This window comes from Edaphobacter bradus (assembly GCF_025685645.1).
GTDB classification, from domain to species: Bacteria; Acidobacteriota; Terriglobia; order Terriglobales; family Acidobacteriaceae; genus Edaphobacter; species Edaphobacter bradus.
The window spans coordinates 776,789-792,799 of record NZ_JAGSYF010000002.1 but is presented as its reverse complement, the minus strand read 5'-3'; the positions used below and the strand labels follow the sequence as shown (position 1 = coordinate 792,799).

The window sequence follows — 16,011 nt, the reverse complement described above, 5'->3', positions numbered from 1 at the left end:
CAGGTGGGTTCGGCTTGCTGGGGTCAGACTCGAGATCGGTTCGGATGCGATCCCCGCCATCATGGAGTTTGTCCCCTTTAGGCGTTCACGTACGGCTGATAATTACGAAGGCGCTTTTCGAGCTTTCGTCCGAGTTCGACACAGGGCCTTTCTATGAGTGCGTAACTCAGCACTGCAATCAGCGGCAAGAACGACGCGACGATCGGAGCGAGGACGCCCCAGCGTGGCATGAGAAAGACCTGTTGCCAAACATAAACGCTGTAGGAGCAGAGGCCCAAAAACCGGAGATGTTTATATTCCAGAAATCTTGACATCAGGGAATTCTCGGCGGAGACGGAAGTTGTCCCAATGAGGGCAGCAATCGTGACCGACTCAGAAAGCGGCAGAAGAGTCTGGAACTTGTAAATGTGGAGACACAGAGAAGCTAATCCCAGAGCGACGACCGGCCTCGCGAATCTTTGAAAGAAGGCGCGGACTTCAGCTGACTGGATGAGAAGCGCGAGCGAGCAGCCGACGAGCAGCGCATCGACTCGCGCTTCTGTGCGGAGGAAGTTGTAACCTGAATCGTAGGAGCTCCAGTGCCACAGGCGCCAGGCTGCGCAGCCCAGTGACGCAGCAATGGCAAAGACCAAGGATTTTCGCGCACCGAGCACGATCAAGAATAGCGGCCAGAGCAAATAGAACTGTTCTTCGATTGAAAGCGACCAGAAATGGCACGTGAGAACGGGTACACCTTCGAAAGCCCCGTAGTTCCTATAGAAAAAGAGGCAACCCCAAAAATCCCGCGTAACCATTCGCTGATGGATCAATAAGCCAAAAAAAGCTACCGCCAATAGATACAGCCATGCGCACGGCATCAGTCTGAAGAATCGACGCAGGTAGAAGGATCTGAGATGATCAACCTCTTTCTCTGCCTGGAGCCGCGTGGTGATTAAATACCCACTTAGTACAAAGAAGATCGTGACACCGTGCTGTCCCAGATCCATCCACGCAAAATGCCAGGCATGGCGCAGTAAGCTCATTTGTAGATGAGTGATCAGCACCATCAGGATCGCGATGCCGCGCCACCCGTCGAGGGTGGGGATGCGCTTCATGCAAGAAGCGTGCAGCTCAACATAGAGCCTTCCTGGCTTTCCGGGGAGGCCACCAAATTAGCACGCTCCGTCCAAATTAAAAAGAGAAAACCATGTTTTTCGCGGCCGCGCTGGCGGCGATGATTGCGGCCGTGGAGTAGCGGGTCAGGCGGGTTCGACTTCCTGGGGGTCAGATTTCAGATTGGTCTCAGTCGTTTCGTGAGCGCTGCGGAGACGAGCTTCGAGCCATCTGCCGAGCGCGATTCCAGGTCGCTCGATTAGGGAAAAGCTTGCGATTGCGATCAGTGGCAGTATAGCGATGCCAATGGGCCCCCAGTGGGGCACGAGGAAGAATTCCTGCCAGACGTACAGGCTGTACGAAAGCACTCCCAGGAATTTGAGGTGCTTGTATTCGAGCACTCTTCCGGCTAGCGAGGAGGGAGCGAGTGACGTGCATGTGATCGCAAGACCTATGAACGCGGATTCCGTGAGAGGAACAAAAGTTTGATAGTTATAGATGCAGAGGCAGGTCGCGAGAAGGGAAGATGCCAACGGGATGCCGACGTTTTGTTGGAGTTGTCTCCTGAAAGGCTCGTGGCTATTGAGGATCGCGAACAGGCAGCCCGCCATGAGCGCATCGATCCTGACTTCAGTGTGCAGGTTGTAGATGCCACCTGAGAGATGATCCCAGTGGTGGAAGCGATAGGCCGCGCAGGCAAGGGCGACACTGAGTCCTATCCAGAAGGCTTTTCGTTTGCCTGCGAGGAAGAGCAGGAAAGGCCATACAAGATAGAACTGTTCTTCGATCGACAACGACCAGAAATGTGAGGTCATCGCGTTCGCACTCTGCTCGGGGAGATAGTTGCGGAAGAAGAACAGGCACGCCCAGACGTCCTCGCCGATGATATGGAGTTTGAAGGCAAGTCCGAAGAGCGCGACGAAGGCAAGATAGGCCCACGCACAGGGCATCAGGCGGAAGACGCGCCGAAGATAAAAGCGTCGAAGACCGATCTTCTCTTCAGCGAGAAGCCTGGACGTGATCAGGAATCCACTTAGCACGAAGAACATGCTGACGCCGTGCTGGCCGAGATCCATCCACTTGTAGCGCCACACATGGCCCAGCAAACCGCTTTGCAGGTGTGTGACTATGACCATGAGGATTGCGACGCCGCGCCAGCCGTCGAGTGTTGGTATCCGCTTTGTTAGCGCCATAGTTGGCTTTTCATTCCTCGGTCATTTCGCCTTTGACTCGTAGATCAGGTGGCAGATCTCTTCGCGTGAGCCGAAGCGCTGCGGCATCGGTTTGCTGGGAGACAGGTTCGAGATTGGCGGGTGGGGGCCCCGGACCTATCTCGCCTGGTTAGGCGATGCCCCCGAGCCACAGCAACCAAACAATCCATGCTACGAAGAGAATCAGCATAAGAGAGAATCGGAGCCACCTGGGATAGCGAGGCTCTTCAAGCTCACATCTGGGGCAGCTTGCTGCTGCCTCATCCAGTACAGCTCCACATGCAGAACACGCAGCCATAAGGATTACCTCTCTGCTTCCTTGAAGGTTGTTGGTTGACAGAAGCCGCTTAGCACGAAGAACAATGTGACGCCGTGCGGGCCTATCCAATGAATTTTCTCAGCGAGGCTGCCGTGATGCGTAATGGTCAGATGGTCAACCACCACGATCAGGATTGCGATGCCGCGCCAGCCGTCGAGTGTTGGTATCCGCTTCGTTAGCGTCATAGTTGGCTTTTTATTCTTCGGTCATTTCACCTTCGATTCGTAGATCACGTGGCAGATCTCTTCGCGTGAGCCGAAGCGCTGCGGCATGGCTCCGCAGAAGATGTGGGTGAGCGTGTAGCCGGAGCCTTGCAGGCGCTGGATTTTGGGGTCTGAGGAGATTTGTGGCGGATCGGAGGCGTGGGCTCCGAGGGATTCGACGACGATCATGGGCGGGTGCTGGCGCAGGAGGTCTTCGAAGGCGTTGGGCTGCCGCTCGTGCGTGCTCCACCACCAGTAGGGCCTTGGGTGGTTGAAGAAGATGCTCTTCGAGAAGTAGGGCGCGAGGCCGACGGAGACGAAGGCTACACGGTCCTCGTCTCCCGCGTAGGTGAGGCCGATCGGCTCGCCTGCCTCGACGTATGGGGTGAGGAACTTTGCGGTGGCGAGGTCGGGCGAGTAGGGCCGGGTGAAGTCCCAGGCGACGGCATAGGCGGTCCAACCGATCTGGATGGCGATGAAGCAGAGCAGTCCGGCGGTCAGCACGATCCTTCGTTTGCGCGAGAGCGGAGGCGTGGAGAGGAGGGCAGGGTCCTCGGCGATGATCCAGAAGATGGCGATGAGCGTGGGGACGATGAGGCCGGCGTGCCAGAAGGAGAAGGCGTATCCCGAGAGGCAGGCGAGGGCCGCGACGGGAAGGAGATACACGAGTCGATGATGGCGTTCGAGCCACCAGAGGACTCCTCCCCAGAAGAAGAACGCCAGAAACACGGGCTGGGTGAGGCCGAAGGCGAGAGAGTAGAGCGCCGCGACAAGGTAGGGGATGATGGAGTTCGCGAGCCCGCCGCCTCCCCAGAGCCTGACGAAGTAGAGGTCGTGGGGAGGCCAGATGGTCCAGACGGCGAAGCCGAAGAAGGCGAGGAGCAGGGCGGCTGCGGTCCACACGGGGCGGCGCGGCTGGAGCCTGTCGGCGCGCCAGCGTTCGAGCACGTAGGCCAGGGCGAGTCCGCCGGAGATGCCGATCAGGTGAACGGCGATGTTGCCGAGCAGGCCAAGCAGCAGCGCCACGAGGAGAGGGCTTCGGCGCCAGACGATTGCGAGGGCAAACATCAGCAGCGGGGCGAGAACGTAGCCTCGGGCGACGACCGCGTACTGGTACGCGAGGAAGAATGTGAAGGGCAGGGTGAGGCGGAAGAGACGCGGGAAGGGCGCGCGGAAGATGAGCAGCGAGACTCCGGCGAGTGCGATGGCTCCCGCGACCCAGTGCATGCCGGTGTAGCTGACGCCAAGATGAACGAGGCCCGAGAGCAGCAGATGCCAGAGGCCGGGGTGGCCCTCGTAGCGCAGGTAGGTTTTGAAGAGCGTGGTGAGCGGGAGGCTCCGGGCTAGCTGCCAGGCCTGCGCTTCGTCGACCCAGGGCTCGTGGTACGGGATGGTGGAGCCGACGAGGGCGGCGTAGGCCGCGAGCGTCAACCACTCCGGCCAATGCGACGGCAGCTTCCTGCGATGGACTGGGTTCGGTTCCGTCTCCTGTTGCATCCGCTAGGGCTTCCTCTCGAAGATGAGGTGGCACATCTCTCCCTGGATGACGAAGCGATAGGGTTGAGCGCCGCAGAAGGCGTGGGTGAGGACGTAGCCGTTGTTGTGAAGCAGGTCGACCTTGGGGCCCGACAGAGGGAGAGACGCTTCGTAGGAAGGCAGGCTGCCGTACTGCTCAAACTCCGCGACGACGAGAGGAGGGTGTTCGTTCAAGGCTGCGGGGAAGGCGGCTTCCGTCTGGTTCCGCGTGCTGTAGAGCCAGAAGGCCTCTTTCTGGTTCATAAAGATGTTTTGCGGGAAGTAGGGTTCGAGGCCGACGTCGAACAAGGGCTGTTTGGTTCTGGAGCGGATGTAGGTGACGGCGATCCTGTCTCCGGCCTTGACCCTCGGGGCGAGATACTGCGCGGCGGCGAGGTCGGGAGAGTATGGGTGTCCGTAGTCATACGCTACGGCGTATGCCGTCCATGCGAGCTGAACGGCGATGGCGTAGAGCAGGATGGTTCGTGTGGCCAGCGCCTCCCATCGGGGCGGTGGTGAGCAGGCGCGGGTGCTCTGACGGGCTATCCAGAAGAGTGCGATGAAGGTGGGGACGAGCAGACCGGCGTGCCAGAAGGACATATAGTGCGTCGCAAAGATCTCAAAGGCCGCGAAGGGGAGGAGATAGAAGAGCTGTCCCTGCTGGCGAAAGCGGCGCACGATGAGGATCCAGAAAGGAATGGAGAGGATGCCGGGTTGGATGATTCCGAGGAACAATCCCAGAATGCCGCGGGCTACCTCGATCAACAGCCTGTTCGGGAGGGTGTCGTTTTGCTCGTCGCGAAATAAGAAGACGTCGTGGGGAGGCAGCGCGGTGTAGATCGCGAAGGCGTAGAGGGCGAGGAGAACGGCGGCTGCAATCAGCAGAGGCTTGCGCGGTTGGAGCCTTCCTTCGCGGCGCAGTTCGAGGATGTAGACCAGGGCAAATCCTCCGGAGAGGACAGCGACATGGAGCGCGATGTTACCGAGCAGACCGAGCAGCAGCGCCAGGAAGATGGGGCTTCGCCGCCAGACGATCGCGAGGGCAAACATCAGGAGGGGGACGAGAACGTAGCCACGGGCGACGACAGAGTACTGATACGCAAGAAAGTAAGTAAACGGTAGGGCGAGCCGGACGTAGCGCGGGAACGGGGCGCGGAAGACGAGCAGCCAGACTCCGAGGAGTGCGATGGCTCCGCAGACCCAGTGCATTCCGGTGTAGCTGACGCCGAGATGAATGAGGCCCGAGAGCAGCAGATGCCAGAGGCCAGGGTGGCCCTCGTAGCGCAGGTACGTGTGAAAGAGCGTGGTAAGTGGCACGCTGCGTGTGACCTGCCACGCCTGCGCTTCGTCGGCCCAGGGCTCGTGGTGCGCGATGGCGACGGCGACGAGGTCCGCATAGGCGGCGAGCGTGAGGCACTCGGGCCAACATTTCGCTATGGAGGCGACAGTGCGCTCCCGAGAGGGAGCAGAGGTCTCCGGCTGACCGACTTGAACATCGCTCATCGCTGCGCCTCGCTTGATTGGGAACTAAAGTATAGGCGGCGTGTTTCGCTGTAAGTCAACAGGAAAGTATCGCAGAGGATGATCTAGAGTGGCGGGCGGGCCTCGCTGGGGCCTTCCTCGGCTTTGGCGAGGAGGGCGATGGTGCGGGCGAGTTGCCACGCCTGCGCTTCGTCAGCCCAGGGTTCGTAGTGCGGGATAGTAAAGGCGACGAGAGCCGTGTAGGCCGTTAGCGTGAGGTACTCGGGCCACTTAGTTGTCACAATCTGCTTCATGAAATCCGTGCTCGAATCATTGGCAGGCGGCATGTTTCTAGCTGCAGAACGGGAGAGGTGTGATGCGACGGACGGCGATCAGACGGCGCTTCGTGCTAATCTCCGCGATTACTTTCCACGAGAACTTCGTTGAGGAAGATACGGTTTGATCGAACCATGTACTGTCGGGGCTGTCGAGCACAAGAAAATCCGAGTGTGAGCAAAGAAAATTTGTTTGATCGAGGATGTTGGAGGCGTAATAACCCTGACTTCGATACGCGCGCGTCAGATGAAAATCGCCAACCGCTGACCGCTGACCATGCAAAGCTGTTTCCCCATCGAGAAGGTAGACGTAACGTTGACGAATGCTGGAATAGCGCAGCAATACAAAGAAGTCGTGCTGGTCCGCAGCGACGATCGGAAGGTTGTTGCCGGCTGCTTCTTCAACGTGAGGCACATCAAGTCGTTTTTCGGGCGCTATGTAAGCCGATATTACCGGAAGAGTCAGGAGAGCCGCGCATACCAGGAGAATGTACCTGCCTTTGAGGAATCGAAATGAGAGAGATGTGAGCAAGATCGCCAATCCGATAAGGCTTGGCAACATATATCGATAGATAAAAATAGGGCTTCCTGCATAAGAAATCGCGACGAAGGCTAACGGAGTGACCAGAAAGAGAGATCCGAGAATCAGCAGTGCACGTTGCGCGTCGTTCTCCAAGCGAAGGCGAGTCACAAGCGCGGCAATCTGCACGGCGAGAATGCAGACGAAAACGATAATTTCCGCAGCCCCAAAGATTGTTGGAGACGCAGACAGAATGTGCTCCGCAGGAACCTCGAACATGCCAAACGTATAAAAGATGACAACATCGATCAACGTAGGTAAAGAAATCCAACTGCGGGGGCGACCGACCTCGATTGCTGCGTGTATCGCAGGAATCCAGAGCAGTAGCATGAGCCATCCGCTGGCGTGGCAGAGATAGACCAGAGGCCGTAGTCGCCGACGGAAGGCATCGAATAGAACGAGCGCCACAAGCATCACGGCGCCATAGATTATGGCGAGAATATGCGTGAGTACAAGCGCCGCCTGAGACGCAGTCAATAAGAACAGCGCTAACCTACTTGGTGAGGCGGGCAGGGCCGCGCGCAGGTACGCGGCAACCGCCAAGGCTGCAACAAGTATGTACAAGCCATAACAACGGCCCTCCACGTTTTGCATTGAGATAAAGGCGGAGCCACACCAAACCGTGAGGACGCCGATCGCAACTGGTCTGGACGGCCAGCACTGGCGCAGCGTCGTAGCCAGAACGAGCATTGCCGCGCACATCGCAACAGAGGAATAGAGTCGAAGCGACAGGTCGCTGTGGCCGAAGATGTGCGCCCAAGGCCAGGCTGTCAGGTAGAACAGCGGCATCTCTGCTGTGCCCATGTGACGCAAGGCATGGAACAGGTGCGTAAAGGATGGATCGCTTGCTTCGGTCCGGGTGAAGATCTCATCGACCCACTGCTGCTTTCTTGGAGACCAGAGGATACAGGAAAGAAGCAGCGACACAGTCGCCGCGCCATAGAGCAGCAGTTCTCGACGCGAGTTGCCTGTCGCCGGTTGACGCATCCCTGGTCGCAGCAGTTTAGCAGCGACCGATCTCGAAACACAGAAATAAGATGAGCGGAGCCGATTTGGTCATAGCGGCGGGCGGGCCTCGCTGGGGCCTTCCTCGGCTTTGGCGAGGAGGGCGATGGTTCGGGAGAGGGGCAGGCCCATGACGTTGAAGTAGCAGCCCTCGATGCGGGGGATCCAGCGGGCGGCGTAGCCTTGGATTCCGTAGGCCCCGGCCTTGTCGAGCGGCTCGCCGCTGGCGAGGTAGTGGACGAGCTCGTCCTCGTCGATGAGGTCGAAGAAGACCTGGGTAACCTCGACGTCGGAGACGATGGCTCTGTGGTTGATGGCGGCGACTCCGGTGAGGACCTGGTGGGTGCGGCCGGCGAGGCGCTCGAGCATGTGGCGCGCCTCGGAGGGGTCGGCGGGCTTGCCGAGGATGTGGCCGTCGAGGACGACGACGGTGTCGGCTCCGAGGACGGTGATGGGGTCGTCGGAGGAGTCGGCGGCCTTGCGGCGGTCCCAGACGGCCTGCGCCTTTTCGACGGCGAGGCGCTGGACGTACTTGGCGGGAGGCTCGTTGGGCTGCGGCTCTTCGCTGATGTCGGCGTGCTCAACGGTGAAGTCGAGGCCGGCCTGGGAGAGAAGTTCGCGGCGGCGCGGTGAGGATGAGGCCAGGATCAGCATGACAATTTGAGGGTATCGGAATCGGGCGGCAATGCAAACGCTGAGTTTGCAGAAGCGCGGCCCTCCAGGGAAATGCGATTTTTTTGACGATAACGCGGGGAGGGCGGCGTAAGATGGCTGCCAAGCCATGACCCAGTACGACGCCGAGGACAGGGTCACTCCAATGCGCGAGGCTGAGCGCATCGGCAAACGTGCGCGCGGTAAGCGTGGGTTGGTCCTCGTTGCGATCATTGGGAGCATCGTTCTCCAGTTCATCCCGACCTGGCAGCTGCAGAGCAGGAACTCCCGCATCATGCGTGATTTTGCCGACCTGTACGCAGGGGGAGTCATTGTGCGGGAAGGAAATGGCAGCCGCCTTTACGATCCCGCTCTGCAGCTTCAGGTTGAGCGCGAGCGGACGATGCGCCCCGACCAGATCGGGTTTCTTCCCTACGTCCATGCACCGTATGAGGCACTGCTCTTTGCGGCGCTGTCGTTGTTTTCCTATGCGACGGCGAACTGGATATGGTGGGTCTGCAATGTTGTCCTCTTCTTTTCTACGATGTTGCTTCTTCGTCCCTTTCTGCCGCGCCTCGAGGTTCACTTCGAACTTGTACTTCTGGCGCTCGGAGCGTTTGTTCCGCTGCAGATGGCTGAGGCGCAGGGGCAGGATTCGGTCCTGTCGCAGTTTCTCTGTACGGCGGCCTTCGTCTGCCTGGTACGCGGGAGGGAGTTTTTCGCGGGAGCTGTTTTGGGCCTTGCCTTGTACAAACCACATCTCGCTCTTCCGGCGATCCTGATCCTTGTGCTTGCATCAAAGGAGCGGGTTCGCGTCTTCGCGGGATTTAGCGTGGCCTGTCTCAGCCTTGTACTGCTCTCGATTGCTGTCGTGGGCTGGAAGACGGCGCTCGCGTATCCGCGAGTCCTTGCGAACGTGAAGGCAGTTGATCCAACCGCGATGGCGAGTGTCTACGGCCTGTTGCATGCAGTTTCAGGTGCGCTTCTCTCCGATGGTTCCGTCGTCCTGGTCGTGGGCGCTCTTACGGCGGGTGTTGCTGCTTCGACCGCGTGGATTTTGTATCGCAGCCAGCCGATCACGAAGCTGACCTATGCGCTGCTGATGACGGCCGTGTTGCTGATTGCGTATCACACCCATCTCCACGATCTGATACTGCTGGTATTGCCGCTTCTCGTCGCTGTGAACTGGCTGATTGAGGTGGGCCTGCACAATCGAACGCAGCGGCTGATAGCTGCCTGTGTCGCGGTTTTATATGCGTTGCCGATGATCTATTGGTATCCGCCGCTCTATACCTGCGCGATCCTGGTCTTCTTTGCGGCATTCTTATGGGAGGCCTGCGATGGCAGGAATCTTCTTCGACCGCTTCAGCCGCAGAGGAAACAAGCGCGCGTATGAAGTTTGGTTGCTGACTCTGTGACGAATCGTAATGCGTTGACGGGGTTACGGGAGTATCTTCAGTACGCATTCCAATATTCAGTTCCGGAGGACGACTTGAAGAGATTTGTCTTTTCCGCTCTGGCCCTTATCCTTGTCAGCATGACTCTTGCATCGACCGCGCAGGCGCAGCAGCCGCCTATTATCGACCGCCAGCTTTTCTTTGGAGAGATTCAGATTGCCGGGGCGCAGATCTCGCCCGATGGGCAGTGGATCTCGTTTCTCAAGCCATACAAGGGAGTTCGCAATATCTGGGTGAAGAAGGCGAGCGAGCCGTTCGACAAGGCTCGTCCGCTGAGCGCGGAGGCTACGCGGCCAGTGGGAGGGTATTTCTGGTCGCGCGACTCGAAGTATGTGCTCTACGCGCAGGACAACGCGGGCGATGAGAACTTCAACGTCTATGCCATTGACCCCACAGCGGCGGCGGATGAGAAGACGGGCGTTCCGGTGACGCGCGCGCTGACGAACCTGAAGGGCGTCCGCACGCAGCTCGTCGCCGCTCCAAAGACGAAGCCGGACATTCTGTACATCGGGCTGAATGATCGCGATCCGCGCTGGCACGATCTGTATGAGTTACATATCTCGACGGGCGAGAAGACGCTGGTGCACAAGAACACCGAGCAGATCGCCGGGTGGGACTTCGACCATGACGGCAATCTGCGCATGGCGGCGCGCACGAACAAGGCCGGCGACACGGAGATTCTGAGCGTGACTCCGGAGGGGTTCAAGCAGGTGTATAGCTGCTCGGTGCTGGAGCAGTGCCACGTGACGGGCTTTACCCCGGACAACAAGCTGGCCTATCTGGTTACGAACAAGGGCGAGCTGAACCTGACGGAGCTGGAGACGATCGATCCTGCGACGGGCGCGACGGCGAAGGTGGAGAGCGATCCGGAGGGGCGCGTCGATCTTGATGGCGTGACGACGTCGGAGGTGGACTACCGCATTCTGTTTACGCAGTACGAGGACGCTCGCTACCGTCAGTACTTCCGCGACAAGGAGTTCGAGAAGGAGTACCACTGGCTGCAAGGGAAGCTGCCGGGCAAGGAGATCGGCCTCGGTGCGAGGTCCAAGGACGAGAGCGTCTGGATTGTGAATGCGTACAGCGATACGGAGCCGGGCGAGACGTATGTGTGGGACCGCAAGGCAAAGACCCTGGCGCTGCAGTACCGCATCCGCGAAGAGCTGCCGCGCGCGTCGCTCTCGGAGCGCAAGCCGTATAGCTACAAGTCTTCCGACGGGCTGGAGATTCCGGCGTACCTGACGCTGCCGAAGGGATTGCCGACGAAGAACCTGCCCCTGATTGTGTTGCCGCATGGCGGGCCGTGGGGGCGTGACTCGTATCGCTACGACACGTTCGCGCAGTTCCTGTCGAACCGCGGATATGCGGTGCTGCAGCCGAACTTCCGCGCGTCGACCGGCTACGGCAAGAAGTTTCTCAACGCGGGCAACGGCGAGTGGGGCCGCAAGATGCAGGACGACCTGACGTGGGGCGCAAAGGCGCTGATCGCCGATGGGACCGCAGACCCGAAGCGCGTGGGGATTGCGGGGGGCTCGTACGGAGGCTATGCGACGCTTGCGGGAGTGGCGTTTACGCCGGATGTGTACGCGGCGGCGTTTGCGATTGTGGCTCCGTCGAATCTGATTACGCTGCTCGATGCGATACCGCCGTACTGGGAGGCGGGGCGAAAGCAGATGTACACGCGTATGGCCGATCCGACGACTCCGGAGGGCAAGGCGCTGCTGGTTGCGGAGTCTCCGCTGACGAAGGCGAAGTCGATTGTGACTCCGCTGGTGGTGGTGCAGGGCAAGAACGATCCGCGGGTGAATATCCGCGAGAGCAACCAGATTGTGGCGGCGGTGCGGGACAACGGCAAGCCGGTGGAATACCTGGTCGCGCCGGATGAGGGCCACGGCTTTGCGCGGCCCATCAACAATCTTGCGATGGTGACGAAGATGGAGGAGTTCTTCGCGCAGTATCTGGGCGGGCGCTACCAGAAGGATGTGACGCCGGAGATTGCGGAGCGGTTAAAGGTGCTAATGGTCGATCCGAAGACGGTAAATGGTGAGGTGACGCTGAAGAGCGCACCTGTGGAGGCTAGTAAGTAGGGGCGGTTGAGGAGATTGTGCCTTCCCATCCTTGTCGCGATGAGACCGCGACAAGGATGGGGTACCCGAGCGATTGTGGCTCGTTAGCCGGCTTTTTGAATCGTGATGTGGGCCTGCATGGTGTGAGTGGTGCCCGGCGCGAGCGTGATGGCGTTTGCGGCGGCGTTGACGGTTTCGACGCAGAGCATCTCGTGCCACTCGTCGGGGCCCATATCGGCCATCTCTTTCCAGGGGTTGAAGACGACGGTGGTGTTGGAGTTGGTCTTGGCGACGGTGATGCTGCGCCTGCCGGGTACGTCGCGGATGACGCACGTGGCGGTGGTGTTCTCGTAGATGCGGTCGGTGAAGGCCGTTGGGGTGAAGGGCGCGTTCGCGGCGGGCTTCACGCGGAAGTTGTCGGTCTTGTCGATGAAGGGCGTAGGCCCAAGGCCGGTGACGGTGGCCTCGTGGACATCGACGACGGCGAAGTAGGTGTGGAGCGCCTCTTCGAAGTGGAGCGGCTTGTCGCTCTCGTTCGCGACGGTCAGCGCCATGGTGAGCGACGGCCCGATGGTGAGCTGGAAGGCGAGTTTGAAGCCGTCGAAGCCCATCTCGCGGCTGAGATCGCTGGGGCCGAGCGTGAAGGTGAGGTGGAGGTCGTCGCCCGAGAGTGCGGCGAAGGCCAGCGTCCAGTCCTGGATGCGCGCGAAGCCGTGCGAGGGGCCGGGCTTGCCCTGGTAGCGGTTGGGGTTGGAGTCGGTGGCGAACCAGGGGAAGGCGATAGGCACGCCGCCGCGGATGGGCTTACCGGGGACGAAGTCGCTCTTGCGGCTGAGGAAGAGCGCGGGCTGCTGGCCTGTGGGCTGCCAGTGCGTGATGTGCGCTCCCTGCAGGTAGATGGTGGCCGAGGCCGCGGGTGAGGTGACGTTGGCGCGGACGAGGCCGTTGTGCTTGTCGAAGCTGAGCACACCGGGGATGGCGAAGTGTTCGTTGAGCTGTGCAAGGTTCATGTCGCTCTCAAGTGTAGCGTTTGCGAGACAGTTTGTTTTGAAACGGTTGATGACCCGGCTGTGCCCCGGTGACCATCGATTGTAATCTCCACAAAACGGTGAGTGGCCGCGAAGGGAGGGCCGGGTTGTTGCCGTATGTCTCTGATGTTTAGCGAGATGCGGGATTTCGCGAGAGAAGTGACAGCCCGGGCGCCGAGGATGGCATCCAATCGGGGAAGGTGAAGTGTGTAACGCGGTGGGAAGCGAGATGAGGATGAATACGGTCGAGGCAGATAAGGTTGAAAGGAACGTTCACGCGGTCAAGCAGGTTCGTTCGTTGTGCGACATGCATCGAGTTCCCTTCGGTACGCTGGAGAACCTTGGTGATTTGATTGCGAGCGTCAAGGAAGACAGGCACTTCGCGATGGATTTCTGGGCGTTGGTAGGCCGGTTGAGCGCCCGCGAGAGTGGTGAGTTAGGCGACGACGAGATGCTGGAGGTGATCGTAGAAGGTGCGGCGGGAGCCGGGGTGGCGTCGCTGCGACCGGAGGAGAGGGCAAGGGCCGAGGAACTGAAACAGATGCTGGCAGGCGTGGACGTGGCCCAGCCGGCTGAGTTGCCCCATGCGATGTCGGAGCCCGCTGCTGCTCTGCTGGGTGCGCAGAGCAGCAGCCAAAGAACTGGCGGACCGGGTGCGGCGGTGGTCGTGCTTCCGGAGAAACCGGGGCGGGAAGAGACGCCCGGTACGGTGCGCGAGGGCACGCGAGCGAGGCTGGCGGCCAGCGAAGATGTGTCGGCAGCACGACGATCGATTGGAGAGGTGTTATCGCGGCTGGAGCGAACGACTACGGAGCTGAGGGAGCAACTTGCGGCCATCGATGAGCAAATAGGCAAGGAGCAGATAGGCAAGCCGATTGATCGGCAGAGGGAAGAAGTGGAGTCTCCGAAAGCTCCGGAACAACGAGGCGCGGAGCCGGTAGAACTGCGCAGGCTGGAAGAGATCGCGGTCACCGAGCCTTTGCCGGAGTCCGTGAAGGTCACTTCAGCGCTCAGGCCACCGCGTTCGCTGGCGTCGCCGCGAGTGCCGCCGCTTGGTCAGACGGAGCAGACGGAACAGAGAAGGAATGATCGCGAGCGAGAAGTCTTCGCACCTCGGCCGGCGGGTACGCTATTGCATCGCGGGGTCGCGGTGCTGGAGGAGGATGACGACCCGTCTATCCCGGTTCCGCTGGCAGGTTATGCGCAGGAGAATGGTGGAACTGCCGGGCGCCGCGTCGTGGCAGCGGTGATGCTGCTGGCGCTGGCCGGAGGAGGGATCTTCTTTGCGCGCTCCAATGCTGGCCGTGCCGTGATGGAGCGATATCGTCCGGCGCTGCATGCGCAGTTTGACGGAGTGATCAGGCGACTGGGCGTCCTGAAGCGTGAAGCGACCGGGCGTCGGGACGATACCCAGAACGACACCCGGAAGGATGCGACGACGGGAAGCGGGGCCGCGCCTGCGGCGCCTGCGCCATCTGTGGCGCCTTCACATCCGGCGCAAGACGTGCCGCACAACGCTCCCGCTGTGGCTCCAACTATAGATGCTGCGAACGCTACCGATGCTGCGAACGCGAGCCAGAGCCGTCGAACGAGCAGCGGGATCGGGAAAGCTGTCGCTGCGCCGAAGACTGGAACCGCGGCGCGGGTCGAGCCAAGGGACCGGGAGGGCCGCGAGACGGATGCGGGCCACAGAAGAGTGACCGAAGTGGCGAGCGCACCGGTGGGGGTGGGAGCGGTTGAGGACGCGAGCGTGATCAAGGTGGCACCCTCGGTGATGGCGAGGCACCTGGTGGCGTCACGTGTTCCGGCGTATCCGGTGACGGCGAAGGCCGAGGGCATCGAGGGGCGAGTGGTGATGGAGGCGGTGATCTCGAAGATTGGAATGGTGGACCACGTGCGCGTAATCGACGGGGACCGTCATCTGCGCTCGGCGGCTGAAGAGGCGGTGCTGAAGTGGCGCTACAGGCCGTATCTGCTGAACGGCCGGCCGGTCGATGTGGCGACGCTGGTGCGGGTGGACTTCCGACTTCGTGGGCACAACAGGTGACGTAGCCGCCGCGCTCGGCGGCGGAAGTGGCTTAAAGCGCCTCATGTATGCTCTCTGCACCGGTTGAGGTGCCGATTTATGGATGCTCTGAACACTTTTCTGCTGATGGTAGTTTTCATCTTCGCGATTGTGATTCTGGTGGCGGTGCTGAAGACGCTGTTCACGGTCCGCACGGCGACGGCTGGAGTGGTGGAGCGGTTCGGCAAGTTCAACCGCATTCTGCGGCCCGGGCTGCATGTGCTCGTTCCCTTTGCGGAGCGCGCTTTTGTCGTCGATCTGATGGTCAAGCAGGTGCAGTTTTCGGTGGAGACGAAGACGCACGACAACGTCTTTGTTCAGATTCCGGTGAGCGTGCAGTACCAGGTGCTGGACGACAAGATCTTCGACGCGTTCTACAGGCTGTCGAGCCCGCAGAAGCAGATCGAGTCGTTCGTCTTCAACTCGATCCTGGGGCATGTTCCCAAACTTACTCTCGATCAGACGTTCGAGCAGCAGTCGGGCATCTCGGTCGCGGTGAAGACGGAGCTGGACTCGATTATGTCGGGGTTTGGATTCAACATTCTGACGGCGCTGGTGACGGACATCATCCCGGATGTGAAGGTGAAGACCGCCATGAACGACATCAACGCAGCACAGCGCGCGCAGGTGGCGGCGCAGGCCCGCGGCGAGGCAGACAAGATCCTGAAGGTGAAGCAGGCCGAGGCCGAGGCTGCCTCGAAGGCGTTGCAGGGACAGGGCATCGCGGCGGAGCGGCAGGCGATCATCGACGGGCTGCGGTCGTCGATCGAGCACTTCCGCGAGGCGGTACCGGGCGCGACGGCCGAGGATGTGATGGCGCTGGTGCTGCTGACGCAGTACTTCGACACCCTGAAGGATGTGGGAACTCGTGCGGGGACGAATACGCTGTTTCTGCCGAGCAATCCCGGCGCGGCGAGCGACTTCCTTACGCAGATTCTTGCCGGCCTGCGTGGGGGAGGCAATGGCCCACATCCAGCTCCGACGACGAGAGTGGTTCAGCCTCCGCCACCCGTCACAACGTAGCGG

13 protein-coding genes are annotated in these 16,011 nt (G+C 60.5%); 4 read left to right on the top strand and 9 right to left on the bottom strand.

Annotation, left to right across the window (positions count from 1 at the left end):
* Positions 1–77 precede the first annotated feature (77 nt).
* The 8 genes from OHL16_RS09295 to OHL16_RS09260 form a co-directional block, all read right to left on the bottom strand.
* Positions 78–1,094, bottom strand: a complete 1,017-nt coding sequence (locus OHL16_RS09295; RefSeq protein WP_263366835.1) for an acyltransferase family protein — start codon at positions 1,092–1,094, stop codon at positions 78–80.
* A gap of 144 nt (positions 1,095–1,238) precedes the next feature.
* The gene (locus OHL16_RS09290; RefSeq protein WP_263366834.1) at positions 1,239–2,285 is read right to left on the bottom strand and encodes an acyltransferase family protein; all 1,047 of its coding nucleotides are present in this window, start codon (positions 2,283–2,285) and stop codon (positions 1,239–1,241) included.
* A gap of 321 nt (positions 2,286–2,606) precedes the next feature.
* The gene (locus OHL16_RS09285; RefSeq protein ID WP_263366833.1) at positions 2,607–2,807 is read right to left on the bottom strand and encodes an acyltransferase family protein; all 201 of its coding nucleotides are present in this window, start codon (positions 2,805–2,807) and stop codon (positions 2,607–2,609) included.
* 21 nt (positions 2,808–2,828) lie between these two features.
* Entirely contained in the window at positions 2,829–4,322 is a 1,494-nt protein-coding gene (locus tag OHL16_RS09280) for a hypothetical protein (protein ID WP_263366832.1), read from the bottom strand.
* A gap of 3 nt (positions 4,323–4,325) precedes the next feature.
* Complete coding sequence (locus OHL16_RS09275; RefSeq protein WP_263366831.1) at positions 4,326–5,843, bottom strand: hypothetical protein; 1,518 nt, start codon at positions 5,841–5,843, stop codon at positions 4,326–4,328.
* Between the two features lie 83 nt (positions 5,844–5,926).
* Positions 5,927–6,148, bottom strand: a complete 222-nt coding sequence (locus tag OHL16_RS09270; protein WP_263366830.1) for a hypothetical protein — start codon at positions 6,146–6,148, stop codon at positions 5,927–5,929.
* 4 nt (positions 6,149–6,152) lie between these two features.
* Complete coding sequence (locus tag OHL16_RS09265; protein WP_263366829.1) at positions 6,153–7,703, bottom strand: hypothetical protein; 1,551 nt, start codon at positions 7,701–7,703, stop codon at positions 6,153–6,155.
* A gap of 69 nt (positions 7,704–7,772) precedes the next feature.
* Positions 7,773–8,375, bottom strand: a complete 603-nt coding sequence (locus tag OHL16_RS09260) for a Maf family protein (RefSeq protein ID WP_263366828.1) — start codon at positions 8,373–8,375, stop codon at positions 7,773–7,775.
* Positions 8,376–8,502: 127 nt separating this feature from the next.
* On the opposite strand from OHL16_RS09260, the gene OHL16_RS09255 reads away from it, so the two are divergent.
* Together OHL16_RS09255 and OHL16_RS09250 are read left to right on the top strand one after the other, a co-directional pair.
* Complete coding sequence (locus OHL16_RS09255; RefSeq protein ID WP_263366827.1) at positions 8,503–9,768, top strand: glycosyltransferase family 87 protein; 1,266 nt, start codon at positions 8,503–8,505, stop codon at positions 9,766–9,768.
* Between the two features lie 96 nt (positions 9,769–9,864).
* Positions 9,865–11,913 carry a S9 family peptidase gene (locus tag OHL16_RS09250; protein ID WP_263366826.1) on the top strand — a complete coding sequence of 683 codons (2,049 nt, stop codon included), beginning with the start codon at positions 9,865–9,867 and terminating at the stop codon, positions 11,911–11,913.
* 83 nt (positions 11,914–11,996) lie between these two features.
* Here OHL16_RS09250 and OHL16_RS09245 read toward each other — a convergent pair whose 3' ends face one another.
* Positions 11,997–12,902 (bottom strand): D-hexose-6-phosphate mutarotase, encoded by a 906-nt coding sequence (locus OHL16_RS09245; protein WP_263366825.1) that lies wholly within the window; start codon positions 12,900–12,902, stop codon positions 11,997–11,999.
* Positions 12,903–13,149: 247 nt separating this feature from the next.
* On the opposite strand from OHL16_RS09245, the gene OHL16_RS09240 reads away from it, so the two are divergent.
* Both OHL16_RS09240 and OHL16_RS09235 read left to right on the top strand, forming a co-directional pair.
* Positions 13,150–14,967, top strand: coding sequence for an energy transducer TonB (locus tag OHL16_RS09240; RefSeq protein WP_263366824.1), 1,818 nt, complete (start codon positions 13,150–13,152; stop codon positions 14,965–14,967).
* A 78-nt stretch (positions 14,968–15,045) separates the two neighbouring features.
* Positions 15,046–16,008: an SPFH domain-containing protein gene (locus OHL16_RS09235; RefSeq protein ID WP_263366823.1), complete on the top strand. Its 963-nt coding sequence runs from the start codon at positions 15,046–15,048 to the stop codon at positions 16,006–16,008.
* Positions 16,009–16,011: the final 3 nt, after the last annotated feature.